This window comes from Nocardiopsis prasina DSM 43845, assembly GCF_000341265.1.
GTDB lineage: Bacteria > Actinomycetota > Actinomycetes > Streptosporangiales > Streptosporangiaceae > Nocardiopsis > Nocardiopsis prasina.
The window spans coordinates 1-3,984 of sequence record NZ_ANAE01000012.1 but is presented as its reverse complement, the minus strand read 5'-3'; the positions used below and the strand labels follow the sequence as shown (position 1 = coordinate 3,984).

Here is a 3,984-nt window from a genome sequence, read left to right as displayed (position 1 = left end):
CCCCCGGGCCGCCAGACCCGACCCGCTGTACCCCACCGCCGCGGCGCTGGGCGAGGTCGCGCTGCGCCGGCTGGCGGCGGGCGCGGAGCTCGACGAACCCCGACCGCTCTACCTGCGCCGCCCGGACGCCGCCGAGCCGAGCGCGCCGAAGAAGGTGCGCCAGTGGCAGGCGACGTGAACCGCGGCTTCAGCATCCGCCCCATGACCGACTTCGACCTTCCGGCCGTGATGGAACTGGAGCGCTCCATGTTCCCCGACGACGCCTGGAGCGAGGACATGATGTCCGCCGAGCTGGGCGAGCCCACCCGGCACTACTTCGTGGCCGTCCGCAGCGGCGGCGACGGCGGCGGCGAGGGCGAAGGGCCGGTCGTGGCCTACGGGGGCCTGCGCGCGGCCGCGCCGTTCGGCAACGTGCAGACCGTCGCCGTCGACCGGGCCTGGTGGGGCCGCGGTGTCGCGTCCGCTTTGGTGGTCCGCATGCTCACCGAGGCCTACTCGCGTGCCGTCGACGAGGTGGACCTGGAAGTCCGCTCGGACAACCCCCGGGCGCGGGAGCTCTACCGCAGATTCGGTTTCGCCGACGTCGGCATCAAGCGCGGCTACTACCGGGACGGCGCCGACGCGATCGCGATGCGCTGCTCCGCGCCGGCCGCGGCGATCGCGGGAACGCGGGGCGGCGAGCAGGGAGAGGCCCTGGAGTTCGGGGATTCGGCCGAGCCGGCCGGAGATGACGAGGAGAACGCGTGATGAGTGCGGCAGATCTTCCCCTGGTCCTGGGGATCGAGACCTCGTGCGACGAGACCGGGGTCGGGCTGGTGCGCGGCTGCGAACTGCTCAGCGACGAGGTCGCCTCCAGTGTCGACCAGCACGCCCGCTTCGGCGGGGTGGTGCCCGAGGTCGCCAGCCGGGCGCACCTGGAAGCCATGACCCCGACCCTGCACCGCGCCCTGGACAAGGCCGGCGCCGAGCTCTCCGACGTCGACGCGCTCGCGGTCACCGCCGGGCCGGGTCTGGCCGGTGCGCTCCTGGTGGGCGTCTCGGCGGCCAAGGCCTACTCGATGGCGCTGGGCAAACCGCTCTACGGCGTCAACCACCTGGTCGGACACGTCGCCGTGGACCAGCTGGAGCACGGCCCGCTGCCCAAACCCGCCATCGCCCTGCTGGTCTCGGGCGGGCACACGTCGCTGCTGCTGGTGCGCGATCTGGCCACCGGCGTGCAGCAGCTCGGCGACACCGTCGACGACGCTGCGGGCGAGGCCTACGACAAGGTGGCGCGGCTGCTGGGGCTGCCTTACCCCGGCGGTCCGCCCGTCGACACGGCCGCACGCGAGGGCAGCCCGCGGGCCATCCGCTTCCCGCGCGGAAAATGGGGGGACGGCACCTACGACTTCTCGTTCTCCGGGCTCAAGACCGCCGTCGCCCGCTGGGTCGAGGACAGCGCCCGCGACGGGCGCGACCTGCCGGTAGCCGACATCGCGGCCGGGTTCCAGGAGGCGGTGGTCGACGTGCTCACGCGCAAGGCGGTCGACGCGTGCCTGGAGTACGGCGTGGAGCACCTGGTGATCAGCGGGGGCGTGGCCGCCAATTCGCGCCTGCGGACCTTGGCCCAGGAGCGCTGCGCGGAGGCGGGCGTCGTGCTGCGCGTTCCGCGGCCGCGGCTGTGCACCGACAACGGCGCCATGATCGCCGCTCTGGGGGCGGAGGTCGTCGCCGCCGACCTGCCCCCGTCGAGCCTGAAACTGGCCACCGACACGTCCCTTCCGGTGGACCGCCCGTTGGCGGCGTAACCGGGGCGCGCCGACGCTTCGCGTTCGGTTCGGGTGGCCTGTAGTGATCGGTGTGCGGGGCGCCGGCCGCCTCCCGGGCCGGCGCGACTGCCGGGCGGGCGCGACTGCCGGGCGGAACCGGAACCGCCCCGCCCCGGGCGCTCAGCTCACGAGCGCGATGACCAACGCCGCGCTGCTCACGGCGATAGCCGCCACGAGGGGCCGGAAACCGGGCTGCCGGGCCGGATCGCGGCCGCTGCGCGCATGCCCGACCATCCAGCCCGTCGCACATACGCCCAGAACCAGTTCCCAGCAGGCGAGTGCGGTTACGACGCTCATGGTCACCTTCCCGGCCGTCGGTGGCAGCGCCGAGCACGCGGCGCCGCGTGCGGTGCGGCGTACGCCGAGTCAGGTATAGGTGCGCAAGCCCGAGCTGTCGATGCGCACGCCCGCGAGCGGGGTGGGCAGCTCCACCGATTCGCCGAACCGCGCGGCGTGTGTGGTGCGGTAACGGTCCTCGACGGGGTCGGAGTAGACGAAAAGGTCCCCCTTGCGGGGGTCGATCAGCAGGTAGATCGGAATGCGCCACTGGGCGTAGGACTCCAGCTTGTCGGTGAAGTCGATAGCGGCGTTGCTGGGAGAAGCGACCTCGACGACGAGTTCGACGACGTCCGGATCGAGTAGCCACCCCGGTTCGTCCTCGACGGCGCTCGGCACGACGACGAGATCGGGAGTGCTGTAGTCGTCCTCGTCGTCGAGCGCCGCGACGGAGAACATCTGATGGGCTACGCGGGCGTCATCGAGTTGCAGCGCAACCTGGCGTTCGATACGCCGGACGATGCCGCCGTGTTTGAACGACGGCGTAGGGGACATCACGATCTTGCCCTTGATGATTTCGACACGGAAGCCTTTCACCCGGAGGTCTTCCTCGACATAGCGCCGCAGTTCTCCGCCGTGGGTTCTGTGTCCGGGAAGCCTCATCAGCATGCGCACTCCTCAGCGTCGGACTCCATGGTAGCTGTACCCGGTTCCGCAGCGGCGGGCGTCGTCGAGGTCCGGCGGGTGTCCGCGGTGGAGCGGGGCCGGGCGGGGCCGGGCGGGAGTGAAAACCGTACGGCTTCCACCCCCGCACCGGTGCCCGCTCCGGCGGCTGCGGCGGTCGGCTAGTCGTCGTCTTCGTCGTCCTCGTGGCGGCGCTTCTTCTTGCCGTCGCTGCCGGGGCGCAGGAGCGCCTCGGCGAGGGCGAGCATGGTCTCCTCCAGGGCGGCCAGGCGCTTGGTGATGTCGTCGTGGGAGGTTTCGACGGCCTCGGTGATCGCCTCGTCGAACTCGTGGCGGTCCGGCCGGGCTTGGACCTCGCGCAGCAGCGGGTCGATGCCCTCCTTGAGGCGACTGTCGAGGCCGTCCAGCTTCTCGGTGGGGTCGATGACCGGCCGGTCGAGCAGTTCGGTGAGGCGGCGGTGCACCTCGCTGAACTCCAGGGTGGCCGGAAGCTGGGCCAGGCGCTGGTTGAGGGCTTCGAGGCGGTCGTCCACGGCCTCCAGGCGGCCGTCGACTCCGCCGATGTGGCCGTTGACGCCCTCGAACTGGCCCTCGACTCCCGTGACGCGGCCTTCGAGCCCGTCGAGGCGCCCGCTGACCCCGTCGATCTTTCCTTCGACGCCCTCGAAGCTGCCGTCGAAGTGCCCCTCGAAGGTGTCGAAGCGGTCGGTGAGGCGGCCCACGCCCTTCTCCAGCCGGCTGTCGACCGCCTCAAGGTGGCGGTCGACCTTGGCGGTCAGCTCCTCGCGCGCCTGGTCCAGGCGGGCGTCGACGGCGGTGCGCTGCTCCTCCACGGCCGTGGCGAGGGTGCCGTGGCGCTCGTCGCCCTGGACACGCAGCGCCTCGATGCGCTCGTCGACGGCTTCGCGCAGCTCGCCGATACGGGCGTCGACGGACGTGCTCAGCTCGGTCGTGCGCTCCTCGACCGTGCTGCGCAGCTCGGCCAGCGCGGCGGTGGTGGCGGCCAGGTCCTCCTCGGTCTTGGCGCGCAGGCCCTCGGCGGTCTCGTCGAGCTTGCCGGCGAGTTCGGTGCGCTGCCGGTCGTCGCGCTCGCGCAGCTCGGAGCGGTGCAGCTCCAGCTGCTCGTGCAGTTCGGCGAGCCGGTCGCGGACGTGGGTGCGCAGGTCGCCGAGGCGTTCGTCGGTGGATTCGGCGAGCTTGGCGACGGCGCTGTTGG

The 3,984-nt window shown here is 72.2% G+C and carries 4 protein-coding genes and 2 pseudogenes; 3 read left to right on the top strand and 3 right to left on the bottom strand.

Going from position 1 to position 3,984, the window contains the following annotated elements; genetic code table 11:
* The 3 genes and pseudogenes from D452_RS31140 to tsaD form a co-directional block, all read left to right on the top strand.
* Positions 1–178 (top strand): annotated as a pseudogene (locus tag D452_RS31140) (tRNA (adenosine(37)-N6)-threonylcarbamoyltransferase complex dimerization subunit type 1 TsaB); the annotation flags it as partial.
* A 23-nt stretch (positions 179–201) separates the two neighbouring features.
* Complete coding sequence (gene rimI / locus D452_RS0100870) at positions 202–747, top strand: ribosomal protein S18-alanine N-acetyltransferase (RefSeq protein WP_051061222.1); 546 nt, start codon at positions 202–204, stop codon at positions 745–747.
* Positions 747–1,787 (top strand): tRNA (adenosine(37)-N6)-threonylcarbamoyltransferase complex transferase subunit TsaD, encoded by a 1,041-nt coding sequence (tsaD, locus tag D452_RS0100865; protein WP_017542295.1) that lies wholly within the window; start codon positions 747–749, stop codon positions 1,785–1,787. Before rimI ends, tsaD begins: the two co-directional genes overlap by 1 nt.
* A 141-nt stretch (positions 1,788–1,928) precedes the next feature.
* Here the strand turns inward: tsaD and D452_RS30585 are convergent, their stop codons facing one another.
* The 3 genes and pseudogenes from D452_RS30585 to D452_RS30580 all read right to left on the bottom strand — a co-directional run.
* The gene (locus D452_RS30585; protein ID WP_017542294.1) at positions 1,929–2,105 is read right to left on the bottom strand and encodes a hypothetical protein; all 177 of its coding nucleotides are present in this window, start codon (positions 2,103–2,105) and stop codon (positions 1,929–1,931) included.
* Positions 2,106–2,174: 69 nt separating this feature from the next.
* Positions 2,175–2,753 (bottom strand): Uma2 family endonuclease, encoded by a 579-nt coding sequence (locus D452_RS0100855; protein WP_017542293.1) that lies wholly within the window; start codon positions 2,751–2,753, stop codon positions 2,175–2,177.
* Positions 2,754–2,929: 176 nt separating this feature from the next.
* Positions 2,930–3,984: pseudogene (locus D452_RS30580) on the bottom strand (hypothetical protein); the annotation flags it as partial.